The following is a 17,444-nucleotide window of genomic DNA, read 5'->3' as shown; positions in this document are numbered from 1 at the left end:
TATTAAAACTTTATTCAGTTACTTTCTTCGTTAATCATTATTGCCAAATCTCCTCTAGCCCCTCTTTGCTAAAGAGGGGGATATTCTTTAGCAAATCAATTCTTGCTGATTCCTTCAGCATTTTCTAACACCATGAAATAATCTCAATATCGATTATTTCATTATTATTCCCCCATTTAGCAAAGAGAGATTAGGGAGATCTAACAGAAGTAATTCCGTCGAAATTAGCTTTTAAATTATCTTAAAATCAATACTTATCAATCACATGCGCTTGTACTTCTGCGCCACGTTCATTAATTGCTTGCCAATCTGGATAAATACCCGATAAATCATCATTCGCCATACCAAGGCGCACAGCTTGATCAACAATGATTCGAGCCACATCAAAATGACGAGAAAGTGGATAATTTTCCAGTTGTTCTTTTAACACTAAACTCAAATCAATCGGACGGTTATTTTCACGATAAGCAATCAGTAAGCCTTGCATATGCTCTACAATTTGATCATGTAAATCAGAAAGGGATTCGTATTGCAATTCTTCTGGTAATTCACCTAAAGCATCATCTTCACGCAACACCATTTCTTCATCGCGCAGATCAACTAAACGCTCAGCTTGCGCGGTCCATAAGAACCAAGGATGATCAAAATAATGATGAATAGAATTACGTAAACGTTGTGAGAACACGCGATTTTTATCCATATCAATGGCTGTACGAATAAATTTATGCACATGGCGGTCATAACCAATCCATAAGTCTATGGCTTGTTGTCCCCAGCTAATAATTCGGTCAAGTTTTGATTGTAAATCGGTAATTAATTGATCAATAAAATACAAATCATCTCGTCCGATCACACAATCTTGAATACGCAATAATTGTGCTTGAAGTTTATCCCCTGCGGCATTTAGCGTATCTTGTAATTCGCGCAAATTCCCAGATGTTTCATCTAATAAACGTTCACAGCTTAAAATTGCCGCTTGCCAATCTTTAGTAAGAAGCTCTGCAATTTCATCTTTAATACTTTGCTGGTTTTCATCCATAATGCGTTGTGAAAGATCGATGCTATCAAAAATCTCTGCAACGGAATATTTTAATGGCGCAAACACATTACGACGCCAATAATGTTCACTTTCATTATTCTCCACGCCTTCTTCTGCAGAATCAGAAGCGCGTTGAATTTCATCTGCCACAATGGAAAGTTGCACTGAAAGACGCAATGCGGAAAATTCACGCTGACGAATGTAATAATCAGACACGCCAACACCTAATGGTGTTAAACGATAAATCGCCAAACCTTCAGTAAATTCGCTACTAAAACGGTTTAACAAACGTTGTTTCACTAATTCATTAATTGCATTATTCGCTCGTGTTGCAATGGCATCCGTGGATTGCTCAAAAGCGTTCATCGTGTGGCGGAAAATATCCACAAGATCGGCTTCTAACATTTCGCCGTCTAAACGTTCGTTGTTATAAATTGCAATCGCCAGCAGGAAAACCAAGCGCTCGGTAGGTAAATTCAAAGAAAACTCGCGATCTTTTGCCCAAGAGACGAGTTCTGGAATAGTTTGGGATGTTTCAATCATTGAATTGCAAAGCGTTAAAATTGAACAAAAAATTGGAAAGATTATACAGGATTTTTTGCGGATCTTAAAAATCTTCTTTTGAATTGACCGCACTTTTCCTATTTCTAACGCAGGAGAAACACAAATATTACCTATTTTATTAAAAAATAAAGATATTTATAGGTTTCTAAAAATATAATACTTTAGATAATTAATTTCAGGAGATTTCTGCTGTGAAAGTGGTAGTTAGTAAAATAAAAGAAAGAAGTTAATTTTCCGAAAATTTGCAAACCATATCAGAAATAAAAAACATTTGAGCGTTTTTGCACAATTTTAGTTAATAAGATTTCCTATACTGATACCTCATGTATATCAAAAAAGGAAAAATCATGAAAAAAATGATCTCAACAGTATTTTGTTCGCTTATTGCTGGTACGTCTTGTGCCAACTCATCAGTTTTTAGCATTAATGTGCCAGATTTACCTAAACACGGATTTCACGCTAAAAACTTGTTAAGTGCCGATTATGGTTTTGGTTGCAATGGAGGAAATCTGTCACCAGCGATTTCTTGGGAGAATGCTCCGAAAGGGACAAAAAGTTTTGTGGTGACGATCTATGATAAAGATGCGCCAACAGGCATTGGCTGGATGCATTGGGTCGTTGCAAATATTCCTGCAAATACGACCTCTCTTCCTGAAGGCATTAAAGCTGATGGTACTAATTTACCACAAGGTGCGCTGCAAACCCGCACTGATTTTGGCGTGCCAGGCTTTGGCGGAGCTTGTCCACCCGAAGGACAAAAACATCGTTACGAAATTAAAGTCACAGCAGTAAGTGTAGAAACCTTGCCAAATGTGACGGCAGATACAATGCCTGCTGTAGTCGGTTATTTTACTAAAGCTAATGCCCTTGCCGAAGCTTCTATTATTGTGGAACATAGTCGTTAAACAGCGCTCGATTGCCGAACCTCTAACGGAGAACAACCAAAATGTTGTTTAAATTTCACGGAAAAACGTGAATGACTTTCATAGCCAACTTCATAGGCGATTTGTGAAATTGGGCGTTGAGTAAGTTGTAACAAATTCAACGCTCGCATCATTCGAATTGTAGTTAATACTTCCCGAAACGATGTTTTTTCTGCAGCAAGATGACGGCGCAATGTAGCTTCACTGGTATTTAACAATTTTGCAATGTCTCCAATTTTCCAGTGATACTCAAAATTTTCTGAAATTTTCTTACTAATTTGACACTTTAAGGAAGGTGTAGAAAATGGATTAAATACACCACCCTGTTCCGACAACCAAGCTAGCAATTCCCACAAGCGAATTTCCACAATACGATCAGGAATTTCATCACTGGAAAGTGCTTTTGAAACAATCGAAAAAGCTTGCTGTATAAAAGGATGTGCAGGCAAGTGAAACAGGCTTTCAAAGGGTTTTGGTTCCGAAAGCAGCCCAAAAAATCTCTCAACCACTGCATTATCAATAGATAACCAATCCGCTTGATATACACCTAGTTCATCAGGTTCATTAATCACATCAAAGCGTTGATTTCCTGCCAACATTACCATTTCACCAGCTTGGATAATTTTCTCTCCATTTATCCAACGTAAAATTTTCCGACCACGCCGAACCCAAATAACGGTAGGTTGCGTAAAATAAGATTTATCTAGTTTCAATTTATGTTGTTGTATAACAGTACTTTTTTCAGCAAAATTAGGACGAATGGGCATAAAAATTCCTTGTAAAAGTGCGGTCATTTTAAGTAATTTTTTATGGGTATTCTAGATTATGCTAAACACTCTCCCAATTTCTAAATGAAGGAGCATTTAGAATAATCTGCTACCTATACAGATAAAATTATCGTTCAGTTATGTAATCAAATAGAAGTAGAAAATTACAGAGAATCTAACTAGTTTATAGTTTAGTATTGTACTAGATAACTAGTACTCAACCCTTAACTTATTATTTTAAAATGGAAATTCTAGATTTTATGTCACTATGATTAAAATGCCATTATTGTCAGCTCAGATCTAATCTTCTACAGTTTAAGAACATATTACTTCTAAATTTTAGGAAAATACGATCTTGCTCTGATTTTTCACGTATAATGTGCGCCTTTCATGAATAACTAAAGATAACAAAATGAGCGAATTAACCCAGTTAGCCCAACAAGAAAAAAAACAAACTTATAATTTCAATAAATTACAAAAACGTCTTCGCCGTAACGTAGGCAACGCTATTGCAGATTTTGGAATGATCGAAGATGGCGATAAAGTCATGGTGTGTTTGTCCGGAGGAAAAGACAGTTATACGCTTCTCGATATTTTGTTGAATTTACAGCAAAGTGCGCCGATTAAATTTGATATTGTTGCAGTAAACCTTGATCAAAAACAACCAGGGTTTCCAGAACACGTATTGCCTGAATATTTAGAAAGCATTGGCGTAGATTACAAAATCGTACAAGAAAATACTTACGGAATTGTAAAAGAAAAAATTCCAGAAGGAAAAACCACTTGTTCACTCTGCTCTCGCCTACGCCGTGGAATTTTATATCGTACCGCCACAGAACTTGGTGCAACCAAAATCGCTTTAGGACACCACCGAGACGATATGTTAGCGACGCTATTTTTAAATATGTTTTATGGCGGCAAAATGAAATCAATGCCACCTAAATTAATTTCTGACGATGGCAAACAAATTGTGATTCGTCCGCTTGCTTACTGCAAAGAAAAAGATATTGAGAAATATGCCATCGCGAAAGAATTTCCGATTATTCCTTGTAACCTATGTGGCTCACAACCCAATCTTCAACGCCAAGTGGTGAAAGAAATGCTCAATACTTGGGATCGCCAATATCCAGGACGCTTAGAAACCATGTTCAGTGCGATGCAAAACATTACATTGTCACATATGTGTGATCCGAAATTATTTGATTTCAAAGGAATCAAGCATGGGCAACTAATTGATGGCATTGAAGGCGATACCGCATTTGATGAAGAACGAATTACGCCAATGCAATTTGAGGATGAAGATCAAACCGATTTTTCAAACAACGAAATGATTAACTTTAAAGAAGTAAATTAATATGTTGAATATCAATGGAATTGAAGTTGAAACTGATAAAGATGGTTATTTGCTTAATAGTCAACAATGGAACGAAGATGTCGCTCGCGCTATTGCGCAGTTAGAAAGTATTGAATTAACAGATGCCCATTGGGAAGTGATTTATTTTGTGCGAGACTTTTATCAAGAATATAACACCTCCCCTGCCATCCGTATGTTGGTAAAAGCCATGGCTGAAAAGCTTGGTGCGGATAAAGGTAACAGCCGTTATTTGCAACGCTTATTTCCTGAAGGCCCAGCAAAACAAGCCACAAAATTAGCAGGCTTGCCGAAACCTGCAAAATGCTTATAAAAGTGCGGTCAATTTTTTGAGAATTTTAAACTCTAGGTTTATTTACGACTGTCTTTTTGTAAGATAATATATAGGCTCTTTTAAACCCTAACTAACAAGGAAATGTTATGAAAATTAGTGCAAGAAACCAATTAAAAGGTAAAGTTGTTTCAATCGAAAACGGTTCAGTAAATGCAATCGTTCACATCGATATCGGTGGCGGTAACGTGCTTTCTTCTACTGTGTCTTTAGCAGCAGTTAAAGAATTAAACTTAGAAGTTGGTAAAGAAGCGTACGCAATCATCAAAGCAACTTCTGTAATGGTTGGTGTAGAATAATTTATTCCATAAAACAGAACTGAATATAACCGCACTTTTAAAAGTGCGGTTTTTTATACCTTATTTTTCCAATCAACACATTTTGAGATAAAAAAATAACGGCAATCGCTTAAACGATCACCGTTAAATTGAACTCACTGTTTAAACAGCAAATTATATTGGTTATTTTCGAAAAGTATTACTCTTCATTCAATAACTTTAATTCACGGCTTCTTACTTGATTTTTCAAGATTTCCGCAAATTCTTCCACAGTAAATGTACCTAAATCAGCACCTTTACGGGTACGTACGGCCACTTTGCCTTCTGCGATTTCTTTATCACCGCAAACAAGCATATAAGGCACGCGACGTAAAGTATGTTCGCGGATTTTGAAGCCCACTTTTTCGTTACGTAAATCAGTTTTGACTCGTAAACCTACATCGGAAAGCTGTTTTGCTACTTTCTGTACATAATCAGCTTGGCTATCAGTGATATTCATTACAACCGCTTGAGTTGGAGCTAACCACGCAGGGAAGAAACCAGCATATTCTTCAGTAATGATACCAATGAAACGCTCAATAGAACCTAAAATCGCACGATGAATCATGACAGGAGTTTTACGGCTATTGTCTTCTGCCACATAAGTTGCATCTAAACGACCTGGTAACGCGAAGTCTAATTGAACGGTACCACATTGCCATTCACGGCCAATGCTATCACGTAATGCAAATTCAATTTTAGGACCATAGAATGCGCCTTCACCTTCTTGAATTTCATATTCAAGACCGTTGTGCGCTAATGCAGCAGCAAGACCTGCTTCCGCACGATCCCACATTTCATCTGAACCGATACGATTCTCAGGGCGAGTAGAAAGTTTTACTGCAATATTAGTGAAACCAAAGGTGCTATAAATGTCGTACACCATTTTGATACAGCTAGTTACTTCGCTCTCAATTTGATCTTCAGTACAGAAAATGTGTGCATCATCTTGAGTAAAGCCACGAACACGCATTAAACCGTGTAAAGAACCCGATGGCTCATTACGATGGCAAGAACCAAATTCCGCCATACGGATTGGTAAATCACGGTAAGATTTTAAACCTTGATTAAAAATTTGAACGTGTCCTGGACAGTTCATCGGTTTGATTGCATATTCACGGTTTTCAGATTGAGTCGTGAACATTAAATCTGCGTAATTTTGCCAGTGACCTGTTTTTTCCCACAACACGCGGTCCATCATGAACGGACCTTTTACTTCTTGATAATCGTATTGTTTTAATTTAGTACGCACAAAAGTTTCAAGTTCACGGAAAATTGTCCAGCCATCATTGTGCCAGAATACCATACCCGGAGCTTCTTCTTGCATATGATATAAATCTAATGCTTTACCAATTTTACGGTGGTCACGTTTTGCCGCTTCTTCTAAGCGTGTTAAGTATTCAGCAAGTTGTTTTTTATCCGCCCAAGCCGTACCATAGATACGTTGTAACATTTTATTTTTACTGTCGCCACGCCAGTACGCACCAGCGACTTTTTGTAATTTGAAATGCTGACAGAAACGCATATTTGGCACGTGTGGGCCACGGCACATATCAATATATTCTAAGTGATGATATAAGGCAGGTGTTGCAGTACGTTCAATATTTTCATCTAAAATTGCCATTTTGTATGGCTCGCCGCGTTTTTCAAAGGTATCACGCGCTTCTTGCCAAGTAACACGTTTTTTCACGACGTCATAATTGGTTTTTGCCAATTCCAACATACGTTTTTCAATCGCATCAATATCGTCTTGAGTTAAAGAGCGATCTAAATCCACATCATAATAGAAGCCGTTTTCAATGGTTGGACCGATTGCCATTTTTACATCTGGAAATAATTGTTTAATGGCATGACCAAACAAGTGTGCGCATGAGTGGCGAATAATTTCTAAGCCATCTTCATCTTTAGCAGTAATGATTTCAAGTGTTGCATCTTGGTCGATAACATCGCACGCATCGCGACGCTCACCATTTACACGGCCTGCGATAGTGGCTTTAGCAAGACCTGCACCAATATCTTGTGCGACTTCAAGAACAGAAACAGGATGATCGAATTGACGTTGGGAACCGTCAGGTAAAGTAATAATTGGCATTGTTTTTTCCTTATACAGTGGTCACCCATACGAAAGGTGACGTGTTCGTTTAAAATTCTATAAAAATTAACCGCGCTTTTGCCCTACTTGGCTTCATTCCTACCATTGAACAAGCGAAATTAGGCAAAAAATGCGTGGCGAATTCTATCACTTTCTTAAGGTATTGTTAAATAAATGCACATATTTTACAGAAAGGAAATAATGTTTTTCTGACTAGGGGCTTTATATCCTAAAAATAAAGGCTAGAATAATCGCATTTTTAAATACCCAGTTAAGGAATAAAAATGAGAAACGTATTAGTATTAAAATCTAGCATTTCAGGAAATAACTCTCAGACTAATCAATTAGTTGATTATGCTGTCGAAAAATTACAAGGTAATAACATTATCGTACGCGATTTATCTCAACAAGCGCTTCCATATTTTGATGCCACAGCAGCAACAGCTGTACGTGGAGAACCTAAAAACGATAAAGAAAAACAACTTCTTGCACTTTCCGATGAATTAGTCTCCGAATTAAAAAATGCAGAGACTCTGGTTATTGGTGCACCAATGTATAATCTTGGCATCCCAACACAATTAAAAACTTATTTTGATTTTATCGCACGTCCACGTGTCACTTTCCAATATACGGCAAATGGACCGGAAGGGTTATTAAAAGGTAAAAAAGCGATTGTGTTATGTGCATTTGGTGGGTTGTATGATGAAGAAAATCTAGTGACACAATATATGAAATCAATTTTAGGTTTTATCGGTATCACAGATGTGCAATTTGTTTATGCACAAGGCATTGGATTCGGACCAGAAGCAATTGAAAAAGCCCAAGCGTCTGCAAAAAATAAAATTAATGAAATTGTAGCCGCCCTTTAATCCTCAGATAACATACAAAACATAAGAAGATTTATTACAAAAAAAGTGCGGTAATTTTACCGCACTTTTCTTCTTATTTTTTCCGTTCAACCCATTTTCCATTGGTGAAATCAACAATCCATTTAGTTGCTTTTCCATCTTTTTCAGAAGTCACATATTGTTTCTTCTCTTTACGACTAAAACGAACAATCGCTTCATTCCCTTCTGGGTCTTTTTGTGGTGCATCGGCTAAATAAGCTAATTTTTCAGGTAAACGCTCGCGATATTGCACAAGTTCAGCGATTTTAACTGGGCGTGTTTCGCGTGATTTCGGGAAGTTATGCGCGGACATAAATACACCACTCGCACCGTCACGCAATACAAAATATGCATCAGATTTTTCGCATTTTAACTCCGGGAAATGTACTGGCTCTTCTTTCGGTGGGGCGACTTCGCCATTTTTCAAAATTTTGCGCGTATTATCACAATTTGTACATCCCATATACTTGCCAAAACGACCAAGTTTTAAATGCATATCTGCACCGCATTTATCACACTCAACAACAGGTCCATCATAACCTTTAATTTTGAATGAGCCTTCTTCAATTAAATATCCATCACAATTTGGATTATTACCGCAAATATGGATCTTACGATGGGCATCGATTACATAGCTGTCCATTGCCGTTCCACATTTTGTACAACGTTTACGATCCATTAATGCTTTGGTTTCTGAAGATTCATCTAAAACGTTCAATAATTCCGCTTCAGGAATTAAATTAATCGTCGTTTTACACCGCTCTTTTGGTGGTAATGCATAGCCTGTACATCCCAAAAATACCCCCGTACTTGCCGTACGAATTGCCATATTTCTGCCACAGGTTGGGCATTTAATATCGGTTTCTACAAGGCTATTTGGGCGCATACCGCCTTCAAGTTCATCCAATTCAGCTTTAGAAAGCTGGCTAGAAAAATCCTTGAAGAATTGATTCAATTCAGTTTTCCAATTCACCGAACCAGAGGCAATTTTATCTAAAGTATCTTCCATATTCGCGGTGAAATCGTAATTCATTAATTCACCAAAAGACTCATTGAGGCGATCGGTCACAATTTCACCCATCTTTTCTGCATAGAAACGACGATTTTCAGTACGAACATAGCCACGTTCTTGGATAGTAGAAATAATTGCCGCATAAGTGGAAGGTCGGCCAATACCACGTTTTTCCAATTCTTTTACTAAAGCCGCTTCAGTAAAACGAGCAGGTGGTTTAGTAAAGTGTTGAGTTGGTTGCACTTCTTTTAAAGCAAGTTTTTCTGAAACAGTAACTAAAGGCAATTCTTGATCTTCAGGATTCTTACCTATCTGTGGCAATACTTTTGTCCAACCATCAAAACGTAAAATTCTGCCTTTTGCTTTCAAGGTATAATCACCAGCTGACACAGTCAATGTACTACTATCATATTGCGCTGGCGGCATTTGACATGCTAAGAATTGACGCCAAATTAAATCATAAAGGCGTACTGCATCTTTTTCCATGCCCTCTAAAGATTCAGGCAATGCTCGAATGTCTGATGGACGAATAGCCTCATGCGCCTCTTGCGCATTTTCTTTACTAGAATAGAAATTTGGTTTTTCTGGTAAATATTGTGCACCAAAATGATTTTCAATATAGCTACGTGCCATATTAAGCGCATCTTGACTCAAATTGGTTGAATCCGTACGCATATAAGTAATGTAACCCGCTTCATATAAACGTTGGGCTAACATCATTGTTTTTTTAACGCCAAATCCCAAGCGAGTACTTGCAGTTTGTTGAAGCGTTGATGTAATAAATGGCGCTCTAGGGCGAGAACTGGTTGGCTTAGTTTCCAAATCTGTGACAACGTAATCTGAAACATTCAGAAAATCTACCGCACTTTGTGCTTTTTTTTGATTTTTTGGATCAAATTTCTTGCCTTTATAATTCGTGACATCCAAGCGTATAGTTTGTTTATTCTGATTATTCGTAAGGACGGCAACTTCCCAATATTCTTCAGGCTGGAACGCTTTAATTTCACGCTCGCGTTCTACTAAGAGTTTAACCGCAACCGATTGAACTCGACCAGCAGAAAGCCCGCGCGCGACTTTTTTCCAAAGTAATGGCGACACCATAAAACCCACTACTCTATCTAAAAAACGACGAGTTTGTTGGGCATTAACACGATCCATATTTAATTGTTCAGGCTTTTCAAAAGCCTGTTTAATGGCATTTTTAGTGATTTCGTTAAACACTACACGGCTAAAGCGCTCATTATTGCCACCAATCACCTCACGTAAATGCCATGCAATCGCTTCCCCTTCTCTATCCAAGTCGGTTGCTAGATAAATATGCTCTGCTTTTTTAGCAAGCGATTTTAATTCGGAAACCACTTTTTCTTTACCAGGCAAAATCTGATAATTTGCTTTCCAATCGTGATAAGGATCAATCCCCATACGTTTAACTAAGGCGTTACGTTCCTTCTCTGCCTTAATTTTTGCTTTTTCTTCGGCATCCATACCTTTGGTTGAAATTGGTTTAGCTTTTTCACCTGTACTAGAACCAACCGTCGGCAAATCACGAATATGTCCAACACTCGATTTCACCACATATTGGCTACCTAAATATTTATTGATGGTCTTTGCTTTTGCCGGCGACTCCACAATCACCAAGGATTTACTCATTTGATTACCTAATATCACTAGAATTTTGTAAAATTGGGGGTATAGTGCAAAGTTATGTAGGCAAAATCAAGCATTTTTTCAAAAAAGGTCTATAAATGGATAAACTCAATGCGATTTCTATTTTCTGCAAAGTCATTGAAACCCAAAGTTTTACATTGGCAGCAAAGCAACAAAATATTTCTGTAGCAATGGCTAGCAAATTAGTTTCACAGTTAGAAGAACATTTAAAAACACGATTGTTACAACGTACCACCAGAAAAATTATGCCTACTGAGGCGGGGGTGATGTATTACCAACGCTGCCAAGGAATTTTGCTTGATTTAGATGAGGCTGATTCTAGCATCACCCACCTTACCAGTTCATTACAAGGAAATTTACTCATTTCTGTTCCTCGTGATTTTGGTTTGCTTTTTATCGTACCGAATTTACCGCTATTTATTGCTGAACATCCCAATCTGCATGTTGAAATTGAGTTTAATGACAAAAAAATTGACCTTGTAGCAGAAGGCTATGATCTTGCATTACGTATCGGCTATATGGCGGACAGTTCTCTTGTATCACGCAAAATCAGCACCACTACACTCCATTTTGCAGCCTCACAAAGCTATCTTGAGGCGAATGGTATTCCACAAACGCCTGATGATTTAGAACATCACAATGGCTTACTTTATAAAAATGCAATGAACCAAGTAAATTGGGTTGGCTCACGCATAAATCAAACACAACGTTTCAAAATCCAATCAAAGGTGGTGAGCAATAGTGGTTTAGCCTTATTAGAAATGGCAAAAGCAGGACTAGGCATTGTGAATTTACCAAGATTTATTATTGGTCAATCTCTCGAAAAAGGTGAACTGATTGAAGTCTTACCGGAATATAAACAACAAAAATTAGAAATTCATGTGGTCTATCCAAACAGAAGACATTTACCAATAAAAGTACGGGCATTTATTGAATTTTTATCTGGATTGGGCTTGTGTTCAGAAATTTTGGAAAATCCTGAAGATAGTCACTAAACACCATAAAAAAATACCGCACTTAGGCAACCCCAAGTGCGGTTATTTTTAGGTGTATTTTTATAGTGCTTTTAAGATATCTTCAACACGATCTTTTGCATCCCCAAAGAGCATTTGCGTATTCTCTTTGAAGAATAATGGGTTTTGTACACCTGCGTAACCCACAGCCATTGAACGTTTGAACACAATCACATTTTGTGCTTTCCATACTTCCAACACAGGCATTCCCGCGATTGGGCTATTTGGATCTTCCATCGCAGCTGGGTTTACCGTATCGTTCGCACCGATAACCAATACCACATCAGTATCGGAGAAATCATCGTTGATTTCATCCATTTCAAGTACAACATCGTAAGGCACTTTTGCTTCGGCTAAAAGCACGTTCATGTGTCCTGGTAAACGCCCTGCAACGGGATGAATACCAAAACGAACGTTCACACCACGTTCACGCAATTTTGCCGTAATATCAGCGACTGGATATTGTGCTTGTGCAACAGCCATACCATATCCCGGCGTGATAATGACAGAACTTGCATTTTTCAATAATTCAGCCACTTCTTCCGCTGTAGTTTCACGGTGCTCGCCTTGTTCTTCGCTTGAAGAAACTTGAACATCGTTACCAAAGCCACCCGCAATTACACTCACAAATGAACGGTTCATTGCTTTACACATAATGTAAGAAAGAATTGCACCAGAAGAACCAACAAGCGCACCTGTTACAATGAGTAAATCATTATTCAACATAAAACCTGCTGCTGCCGCTGCCCAACCAGAATATGAGTTAAGCATTGATACCACAACTGGCATATCTGCCCCACCGATTGATGCCACTAAGTGCCATCCAAATGCAAGCGCAATCGCTGTCATTAATAACACAGGGAAAATGCTTTCTGGATTATTCAAGAATGCAACCATCAATAATGCAGATACCACAAGTGCAGCTAAATTTAATTTATGGCGATGCGGCAACATTAATGCTTTTGAATTAATTTTTCCACTTAATTTACCAAATGCAACAACCGAACCAGTGAAAGTTACTGCGCCGATAAAAATACCTAAAAATACTTCAACATTATGAATATTCGTTAATACTGCTTGTTCTGCTGCGAATGCCGCTTGTGCTGCTGCATCTAATCCTTCTGGCATTAACGCCTCATGGTGTAAACCATAGCTATTAAAGCCTACGAGTACAGCCGCTAAACCGACGAAACTGTGAAGAATCGCCACAAGTTCTGGCATTTCAGTCATTTCTACTTTTAATGCACGTTGAACACCGATTGCACCACCGATGATCATTGCAATAATGATCCAAAATGTTCCTTCAGAATGAGGTCCAAAAATGGTTGCGATAAGGGCAATTGTCATACCAACAATACCGAACCAACAACCCGCTTTAGCAGTTTCATGTTTAGAAAGTCCTGCCAAGCTCATAATGAAAAGTAATGCTGCTAAAATATACGCAGCCTGTACTAAACCTTCAGACATTGTGCGCTCCTTAACCTTTTCTAAACATTGCTAACATACGTTGTGTGACACGGAAACCACCAAAAATATTGATGCTTGCCACCAAAATCGCCACAAAAGCTAACGCATCGATAAATAGATTGCCTGTTGGCTGACGAATTTGTAATAACGCGCCTACAATAATAATGCCTGAAATTGCATTTGTTACTGCCATTAATGGTGTGTGAAGCGCATGGCTAACATTCCAAACCACGTAATAACCCACCACACAAGCTAAAACAAATACGGTGAAATGTGATAAAAATGCAGCGGGAGCAACAGAAGCTAACCAAAGGAATAACACGCCAACACCAGCCATCACACCGTATTTCACACGAGGATCTGTTGGTTTAGATTCTTTTTTCTCTGCCACTGGTGCAGCTTTGGTTTCTTGTTTTGGTTGTGCAGACACTTGAATTTGTGCTGGTGGAATTTCTTCCCCATCACGAACAACGGTTACACCACGAAGAACCACATCTTCAAAATCAATATTGATATTGCCATCTTTCTCTTTGCACAAAAGTTTTAATAAATTGACTAAGTTTGTGCCATAAAGTTGAGACGATTGCGTTGGTAAACGGCTTGGGAAATCTGTATAACCAATCACTTTCACTTGGTTTTCAGTTGTAACAACTTTCCCTGCTTGCGTATATTCACAGTTACCGCCAGTTGCAGCGGCTAAATCCACAATCACCGAACCTGGTTTCATTGAATCCACCATTTCTTTGGTGATTAAACGAGGCGCTGGTTTACCCGGAATGGCTGCCGTAGTAATAATAATATCGACTTCTTTAGCTTGTTCTGCGTAAAGCTCCATCGCACGACGGTTAAATTCTTCCGACATCACTTTCGCATAACCATCACCACTGCCGCCTTCTTCTTTAAAATCAATTTCTAAGAAGCTTGCACCCATACTTTGAACTTGCTCTTTCACTTCAGGACGAGAATCAAAAGCACGAACAATCGCCCCAAGGCTATTTGCTGCACCAATTGCAGCTAAACCAGCCACACCAGCACCAATCACCAAAACTTTTGCTGGCGGAACTTTACCTGCAGCAGTAATTTGCCCGGTAAAGAAACTACCGAATTCATGAGCAGCTTCAATGACAGCACGATAACCAGAAATATTCGCCATAGAAGAAAGCGCATCCAATGCTTGTGCACGAGAAATACGAGGAACCGCATCCATTGCTAACACATTAATTTTCTTCGCGGTGAGTTTTTTCATTAACTCAGGATTTTGCATACGCCAAATAAAGCTCACAAGCGTTGCGCCTTCCTTCATTTGAGCGATTTCTTCATCTGTCGGTGCATTTACTTTGAAGATAATATCCGATTGCCAAATTTCAGCCGACGTACCGATCTTCGCGCCTGCCTCTAAAAATGCTTGATCTTCAAAACTAGCTTTAAAACCTGCATCGTGTTCCACGATCACGTCAAAGCCCAATTTCAATATTTGCTGAACCGTTTTCGGCGTTGCCGCCACACGGCTCTCATTCTCAAGCAGCTCTCTAGGTACACCAATTAACATACTGTTTCCCTCTGATTGATGATTGGGTTGATGAGATTAATGAACAAACCTTCGCCTATTCATCGTTAAAATGACAAAAAGTCAAACGGATACAACTGTATCATTGATTGAATAAAAATAGGTAACGTTTTTAAGTGGTTTTACAAGATATTGTGATAGGGATCACGAAAAATCTCATATAAAAAACATCTCAAAAATTTAACCGCACTCCAGCGGAATAGTTACCCAACACTTCTTCATTAAAACGACTCTAATTTACCACTTTGACTTAGTGCAAGCTCTGTTGTGATATCTGTTTTAATCGCAGCAATCTCTATTCTTGTACCGTTTTGCCTGTACGTTTTAATTTCTCCGCGTCATCTTTAATTATGATATTTTGTGTACGGCAAAGGCGAAGTCAATGGCCATCGCCGTTTAGGTGTGTTACTCACTCGTGATATTTCCGTAGAAAAAGCATTAAAAAAAGTAGAACGAGCTTACGTGAAGTTGGATGTAAAACTATAAGATTTACTTAACATAAGTATCATTAAAAATACAAAAAGTGCGGTCAGTTTTTGAGAGGTTTTAAAACTCTTTGAAAGTTGACCGCACTTTACATCTAGATACTTTAAATTTTCTTAATCAAAAATTAAAAATATAGCTAATTATTAAACAATTAAGATCGTAAAGTTTAATTGTTTTAAACAACATAATTTTATAAAGTAAACTTATAAAGAATAATCATTATTTATTTTTCATATTTTTACTCAAGTAAAAACAGAATAGAAGCAAAACTAATATTAATGGAAACCATTTTAATGTCACTAATAAACTAACCTTACTAAAATCAAACTTAAACTTGTATAAAGCTAATGCATACATAAATAAAATTGATATCAATGACATTTTCAAAACAAGAAAAAAATCATTTCTCATGTTTATTTGCCTCCTTCAATTGTTCATAATATTTTTCAAAAGAATTTGTCATTGCCTCTTTTATAAGAGGAAAGCCCGTATAATGTCCAAATTTATTTTCAAGCCCTGAGCTTAGGATATTGCTTCCTGTTGTTTTAACAATATCATAGTTCCCACTATCTTTAGCCCAATCAACAGTCACTCCAAGCCCAATAACAGGAAGTATTGGCATACCTGTAGTTGCTCCAGCTGAAAAGAATGAATATCCAACCTCTTTAGTAGATTTCAATAAATTATCTCTTGTTAACGACTTCCCATTAGCATAATCATTAGCCTCGAAACCTGCTTTAATACCTCCAGCTGCCACGGCATTAGTTAGAGCTACTTTCGTTCCTTGCTCCCCCATATTTTTCACACCAGTACGAACATATTCTCTCGCACCATTAACACCTTTTCCGACAATATCCGCATAAGTTAATTGTCCATTTACATAGGCTTTATTGAGTGCATCATTTACAACTGGCAACGTCTTATTCAGCTTGTTCTCTACTTTGACTGCAGCAACAAACGCTTTATCACCTACATTTATCGCAGTATTTTTAACTACATTTACCGCTACATTCTCAACCATGGTTACACCTTTCACTAAAGCTGTGCCAGCGCCCGGTCCGCCAAATAGTGCGATAGCTTCTAAGTTTGATTTCTCAAGCTTTCTTGACCAGTTACCATTTAAAACTTTATCTTTTTCTATCGCATTCACCAATGATGGGTAATGAGGCTTCATCTGTTTTGATAAATCTACGTCATATAGGCGTTTCATTGCTTCTTCATGTGTAATGTGAACACCATTTCTTGCTTCAGTATGCACAATATCCCATGCTATTTCTGAAAGGTAAGTATCAAGATATTTTTTCAATTCAGGATGTAGGTTACCTTTATTTTTCTGCGCCTTGCTTAGTAAGAAATCCACTAAATCACTTTTGTTGAGTAATTTTTTAGCCTCTTCTAATTCAGCAGGGTATAAATAACCACGTTTATCAAGATTTTCTTCAAGTTTAGCCACGCGCTCGTTATCACGAATTGAGAGCTCATTATTCTCTACCGCATTCTTCGCCGTTTTAGCCGCAATAATCGCCCCATCAGAGCTATCTGATAAACTACCACCAGCAATACCTGCTGCTACTTGGCTTAAAGACGATACCGTACGTTTTTCTTCTTCGCTGAGCTTTTCAGGTGATTTATCATAAAGAGTCGAGGCAAGGAAATGAGCCGCCGCCTCTCCGCCCGCAGCACCTGCCGCGCCCGCAGCAACATTACGATTGCCCGCATAAGCCTCTACCGCGCCCCAAAGTGCATGAGCAGTCAAATTGAGAGCCGTATTCACATTACCTTTTGCATCTGTTGTCGCTTTCTTAATTTGATTATTCACTGCAGGTGATAATCCTGAAGCCACCACTTCCGCTGCCGGTCTGCCGGCTAAAGCGGTGCTGATAACATTTAATGCCGAATCAATGACAAGACGTTGACTTCCACCCGTTTCCCATTCTTT

General features: G+C 38.2%; 13 protein-coding genes and 1 pseudogene. 7 read left to right on the top strand and 7 right to left on the bottom strand.

The window, feature by feature from the left end; translation table 11 throughout:
- Positions 1–247: 247 nt before the first annotated feature.
- A complete protein-coding gene (mukF, locus tag HMPREF9096_RS04370) occupies positions 248–1,582 on the bottom strand; it encodes a chromosome partition protein MukF (protein WP_009500481.1) in 1,335 nt (444 codons plus the stop codon).
- 368 nt (positions 1,583–1,950) lie between these two features.
- Here mukF and HMPREF9096_RS04375 point away from each other — a divergent pair, with 368 nt between their 5' ends.
- Entirely contained in the window at positions 1,951–2,508 is a 558-nt protein-coding gene (locus HMPREF9096_RS04375; protein WP_032803414.1) for a YbhB/YbcL family Raf kinase inhibitor-like protein, read from the top strand.
- Here HMPREF9096_RS04375 and HMPREF9096_RS04380 read toward each other — a convergent pair.
- Positions 2,505–3,293: an AraC family transcriptional regulator gene (locus HMPREF9096_RS04380; protein WP_253269211.1), complete on the bottom strand. Its 789-nt coding sequence runs from the start codon at positions 3,291–3,293 to the stop codon at positions 2,505–2,507. The two genes, HMPREF9096_RS04375 and HMPREF9096_RS04380, sit on opposite strands and share 4 nt — an antisense overlap.
- 412 nt (positions 3,294–3,705) lie before the next feature.
- On the opposite strand from HMPREF9096_RS04380, the gene ttcA reads away from it, so the two are divergent.
- From ttcA to HMPREF9096_RS04395, 3 genes are all read left to right on the top strand, one after another.
- Complete coding sequence (gene ttcA, locus HMPREF9096_RS04385; protein WP_005634611.1) at positions 3,706–4,647, top strand: tRNA 2-thiocytidine(32) synthetase TtcA; 942 nt, start codon at positions 3,706–3,708, stop codon at positions 4,645–4,647.
- Between the two features lies 1 nt (position 4,648).
- Positions 4,649–4,978 (top strand): TusE/DsrC/DsvC family sulfur relay protein, encoded by a 330-nt coding sequence (locus HMPREF9096_RS04390; RefSeq protein WP_005634608.1) that lies wholly within the window; start codon positions 4,649–4,651, stop codon positions 4,976–4,978.
- Positions 4,979–5,085: 107 nt separating this feature from the next.
- On the top strand, positions 5,086–5,295 hold the full coding sequence (locus HMPREF9096_RS04395; RefSeq protein ID WP_005631673.1) for a TOBE domain-containing protein: 210 nt from the start codon (positions 5,086–5,088) through the stop codon (positions 5,293–5,295).
- Positions 5,296–5,473: 178 nt separating this feature from the next.
- Here HMPREF9096_RS04395 and thrS read toward each other — a convergent pair whose 3' ends face one another.
- On the bottom strand, positions 5,474–7,405 hold the full coding sequence (thrS, locus tag HMPREF9096_RS04400) for a threonine--tRNA ligase (RefSeq protein WP_009500473.1): 1,932 nt from the start codon (positions 7,403–7,405) through the stop codon (positions 5,474–5,476).
- Positions 7,406–7,689: 284 nt separating this feature from the next.
- Here thrS and HMPREF9096_RS04405 point away from each other — a divergent pair, with 284 nt between their 5' ends.
- Positions 7,690–8,274: an FMN-dependent NADH-azoreductase gene (locus HMPREF9096_RS04405; protein WP_009500472.1), complete on the top strand. Its 585-nt coding sequence runs from the start codon at positions 7,690–7,692 to the stop codon at positions 8,272–8,274.
- 73 nt (positions 8,275–8,347) lie between these two features.
- On the opposite strand, the gene topA is transcribed toward HMPREF9096_RS04405, so the two are convergent.
- Entirely contained in the window at positions 8,348–10,954 is a 2,607-nt protein-coding gene (topA, locus tag HMPREF9096_RS04410; protein WP_009500471.1) for a type I DNA topoisomerase, read from the bottom strand.
- A 95-nt stretch (positions 10,955–11,049) separates the two neighbouring features.
- On the opposite strand from topA, the gene HMPREF9096_RS04415 reads away from it, so the two are divergent.
- Positions 11,050–11,967: a LysR family transcriptional regulator gene (locus tag HMPREF9096_RS04415; RefSeq protein WP_009500470.1), complete on the top strand. Its 918-nt coding sequence runs from the start codon at positions 11,050–11,052 to the stop codon at positions 11,965–11,967.
- A 60-nt stretch (positions 11,968–12,027) separates the two neighbouring features.
- Here the strand turns inward: HMPREF9096_RS04415 and pntB are convergent, their stop codons facing one another.
- Positions 12,028–13,452 carry a Re/Si-specific NAD(P)(+) transhydrogenase subunit beta gene (pntB, locus tag HMPREF9096_RS04420; RefSeq protein WP_009500469.1) on the bottom strand — a complete coding sequence of 475 codons (1,425 nt, stop codon included), beginning with the start codon at positions 13,450–13,452 and terminating at the stop codon, positions 12,028–12,030.
- Positions 13,453–13,462: 10 nt separating this feature from the next.
- The gene (pntA, locus tag HMPREF9096_RS04425; RefSeq protein ID WP_005631652.1) at positions 13,463–15,001 is read right to left on the bottom strand and encodes a Re/Si-specific NAD(P)(+) transhydrogenase subunit alpha; all 1,539 of its coding nucleotides are present in this window, start codon (positions 14,999–15,001) and stop codon (positions 13,463–13,465) included.
- 378 nt (positions 15,002–15,379) lie between these two features.
- On the opposite strand from pntA, the pseudogene purT reads away from it, so the two are divergent.
- Positions 15,380–15,505, top strand: a pseudogene (purT, locus tag HMPREF9096_RS04430) (phosphoribosylglycinamide formyltransferase 2); the annotation flags it as partial.
- A 400-nt stretch (positions 15,506–15,905) separates the two neighbouring features.
- On the opposite strand, the gene HMPREF9096_RS09410 reads toward purT, so the two are convergent.
- The coding region (locus HMPREF9096_RS09410) for a VENN motif pre-toxin domain-containing protein (protein ID WP_009500464.1) at positions 15,906–17,444 on the bottom strand (1,539 nt) is incomplete at its 5' end.

The organism is Haemophilus sp. oral taxon 851 str. F0397, assembly GCF_000242295.1.
Lineage (GTDB): Bacteria > Pseudomonadota > Gammaproteobacteria > Enterobacterales > Pasteurellaceae > Haemophilus.
The sequence above is the reverse complement of the archived record's forward strand: the minus strand, read 5'-3'. Positions and strand labels throughout refer to the sequence as shown.